The 2,874-nt window shown below is 43.2% G+C and carries 3 protein-coding genes; all 3 read left to right on the top strand.

The window, feature by feature from the left end; genetic code table 11:
- Positions 1 to 1,009 (top strand): hypothetical protein (locus JGK20_RS33870; RefSeq protein WP_293233775.1); only part of this gene is annotated, 1,009 nt, incomplete at its 5' end.
- On the top strand, positions 1,000 to 2,244 hold the full coding sequence (locus JGK20_RS33865; protein WP_293233773.1) for a hypothetical protein: 1,245 nt from the start codon (positions 1,000 to 1,002) through the stop codon (positions 2,242 to 2,244). The genes JGK20_RS33870 and JGK20_RS33865, both read left to right, overlap by 10 nt.
- 69 nt (positions 2,245 to 2,313) lie before the next feature.
- Positions 2,314 to 2,793 carry a hypothetical protein gene (locus JGK20_RS33860; protein WP_293233771.1) on the top strand — a complete coding sequence of 160 codons (480 nt, stop codon included), beginning with the start codon at positions 2,314 to 2,316 and terminating at the stop codon, positions 2,791 to 2,793.
- Positions 2,794 to 2,874: the final 81 nt, after the last annotated feature.

Here is a 2,874-nt window from a genome sequence, read left to right as displayed (position 1 = left end):
ATATCCGTTGGGGCCGAATCCGAAATTAGTGGCTGCTACTGAACCGGTGCCGGGGGTTTTAACTAATAATGTGACTCTTTCTGGTGATGGGAAGTATCTAATTGGCTCTTATCCTACTCTGGGTGGCGGTGGAAGTGCTTACGTCTTTGATGTGGAGGAAATTATTAAGACTGTTGAAAATCCTGGTGGTAAGAACTTGGCAACGCTAGCGATCGACAAAGCTAATCCGAAGATTGCTTCTAATATTTTTGCGACTGGTGGTAATCCTTTGGGGTTGATTGTAGCGCAAAAACCGCCTAGTTTCAAGGCACAAATAGAGAAATTGTTGAAAGCAGGGGCGATCGCTAACTACGATCGACTCATCGCTTTAATCATCAAAAGTAATGACCAGAATGACCTCAAATCGGTAGTCGGTGATGTTACCATGAGGAAGCTGATTGTAAACAGTTTCTCTTCCAAGCCAGGGATGGCTACTGTGGTAATGGCAGCCTTGCTTAAAGGAAATCAGACCTGGTCTAATCCCCCTGCCAATGATTTTACTCGGCACTTTTTAGCCGATGAAAAAAGTGACACTCTGCCGTATAACGCGACCATGAACTGCTGGGAAATGATTCTTTATGCAGGATTTTTATCTGGACAAATTACTGCCGATCAGCTCCGTAAATTTATGACAAAATCAAGGTATAATCAACCATTTAACCTCACATTTTCAGGTATGCCAATGATGGGGTATAAGGAAAGTCTGCCATTCTATGTCACTTTACCCAACAGCAAACAACCGGCAACAATCAAGCCATTACAACCAGGAGAGCTTCTCTTTTATAGAAAATCAGATAAAGGAGAACCAGATCACGTAGCTATTGCGATTGGTGGCGGAAAAGCCGTTAGTTTATGGGAGAAACCAAATAAGAATAACCTAATACAGATCATTGATGTTCTAGCATTAGATGGTAGCATCCAAGTCGGTCAACCGATTACAGATGTAATGAAAGGAGAGCTATGGAAGTAATAGCAAGATATTGGCGCTCCATTTTGTCTGTTGGAATGGCTTTTTTTATGTGCTTAATTTTGATAGCCAAACAGCAGACATATTGGCAACCAGAAAAACCAATGAAAGCTATGAATTGCCAGAAATTTAAAATTTCGACTATTGCCTTTTTTGAGTGGAATAATCTCATCAAGCAAGAAATAGTAGAATTAGAACCACTGCCTCCTGATGTAGCTCAAATTACAGGTATGCCTGGCCCCAAGTATTACCCAGCCAGACCTTATATAGGAGAAACATATGCCAGTCCAGGAGGACTAGCTAGCGTTGTAAACAAAGGTGATGACGAAAAAATGCCAGTTGGCCTTTGGATAGGAGAGACCACAAGAGTGATACCCTTATCGGAGAAACCACTTAGTCTTATTGCTCGAAGTGACGGTGGAGTGTGGATGAGTACCCATCAATGGCTACTATTCCACTACGATCGCACGGGAGCTGTTAAACATACAGTGAACCTTCCAGGGACAGACATTGTAGGTGTTGAAGGAGATGCCGTTTGGGTGATGAGTAATGACAAAGCTTGGTTTGTGAATGCAAACGGTGATGTACGAGGTTCATATCCATGGGAAGGGTTTAACCATTCTGTAGGGTCAAAACAAGCACTCTGTCAATTAGAAGGAGACAAAATACGTCGGGTACAATGTCTCGAACCTGACGGGAAAAATTATTTTGTTCCTCTTTCATTATCTCAAACCCCCGCAGGAAAGCTGTTGTTTTTTTCTGACGATCATATCCTAACTGGCGATATTGCGGGAGGTAATTTAGGTTACTACAGCACCGGAGGTATTAATGCTGAAATCAATATAGAAAATGCGGGTCTGACGCCATCGGGTGATGCCTTTGTATCTATCCAAACCGATGATTATAGGACTGAAGTCTGCCTAAGTAAAGGTATGGGCAGACGATTTTCTCTAAAATATAATACCCCATCCTTACCTATCCCACTCAGACTCGCTGTAGTTGCGGTTGAAGGTGAAAGAACACTTGTCTATGGTTTTGATCGCGCTGTCTGGTACAAGGGCGATCAAATCGAAAACAGCTTTAAAGTAGGTGACAGGCGCTATCGGAACGACATATTCCCTTATGTATGGCTGCGTTCTATTCATTTTGTAACGGCAAAAAGTAATGATGGAACAGTGATTATCTCAACGACTGGACCGACAGGTATGGCGCTGATTGGGCTGCGTTGGAATCCTTGATATTGGTGAACCTGCTAAACATTAGGATCGTTAAATATCCGTAAGGAAATTTTAGCTCTTGGTAAAGAGTTGAAAAAACGCTACGACGATTTGCGCTTAGACGATCAGGATCTTTATAATCGGCGTCGTCGCATCAGCGCTCCTCCCGTTCCGCGAATTCCTCCCTTATCGGGTCGTAGGACTACTGTAACTGGCGATCCCGGTTCTTGGGACGGACATATAGTGCAGTACGATAAAGTGAAAAAAGAGTTGAATAAATTGCTGGAGGATATGAAAAAACTGGGCAATTGTGATGACGATGATCCGGATGGATACGGCGGGCCTAAAATGCAGGATGCCTATGACCAAGCTGTGGAGTATAGTCAAAAACAACCTCCTGAAGAGCCAGATATCAGAAACCGAAGTAGCTTACTGGCACGGGCAAATGAGCTTGGCGCACAGGTAAGAGACGGTGCTTTATGGGTAGCAGCGGGGGTAGGCGGAGCTGTTCTGATCGCATTGGAAGTAATTGCAAGGCTTCTAGGGTTAGACTTACGTTTTAGGCCTTGATAGACACTATCATTTATGACAAAACAGAACTGTTTGGAACTTGATTTTTCTTGGAAAGATTGGGAAAGCTGGAATTACTTG

The sequence above is a fragment of the Microcoleus sp. PH2017_05_CCC_O_A genome, assembly GCF_020738785.1.
Taxonomy (GTDB): Bacteria; Cyanobacteriota; Cyanobacteriia; order Cyanobacteriales; family Microcoleaceae; genus Microcoleus.
This window is presented reverse-complemented; position numbering and strand designations above follow the sequence as displayed.

What these genes read in the sequence shown, in the direction of transcription:
- JGK20_RS33865 (WP_293233773.1), top strand. Translation starts at nt 1,000, where the DNA reads ATGGAAGTAATAGCAAGATATTGGCGCTCCATTTTGTCTGTTGGAATG.